We start from the raw sequence: 242 nt of genomic DNA, 5'->3' as shown, positions 1-242 counted from the left end.
GATGGCTCAGGTCGCGTCATAGCCGAGAAGATGCTCCGAGAAAAGGCGAAGCGCTTACCCTCGGACATCGTGCGAGAGGTCGCTACCTCTTCTGGTTTGGAAGCGCCAAAAGCCGAGCCAGGGCGGCCGTTGCCGATCCCGCTGCTCGATCCTGACGCGATGGACCTCCGCGCGCATTACTGGGCAGCGAAGGGGTTCTAATGGGCGCGGCAACCCCGCGTTTGTGGCGCACAACCAGCTTC

1 protein-coding gene is annotated in these 242 nt (G+C 62.8%); it reads left to right on the top strand.

The features are described from left to right. Window positions 1-201, top strand: a 201-nt coding sequence (locus EOD29_RS36845; protein WP_206520620.1) for a hypothetical protein, incomplete at its 5' end; no start/stop codon positions are given. Window positions 202-242: the final 41 nt, after the last annotated feature.

The sequence above is a fragment of the Mesorhizobium sp. M1A.T.Ca.IN.004.03.1.1 genome, assembly GCF_003997555.1.
GTDB lineage: Bacteria > Pseudomonadota > Alphaproteobacteria > Rhizobiales > Rhizobiaceae > Mesorhizobium.
The sequence above is the reverse complement of the archived record's forward strand: the minus strand, read 5'-3'. Positions and strand labels throughout refer to the sequence as shown.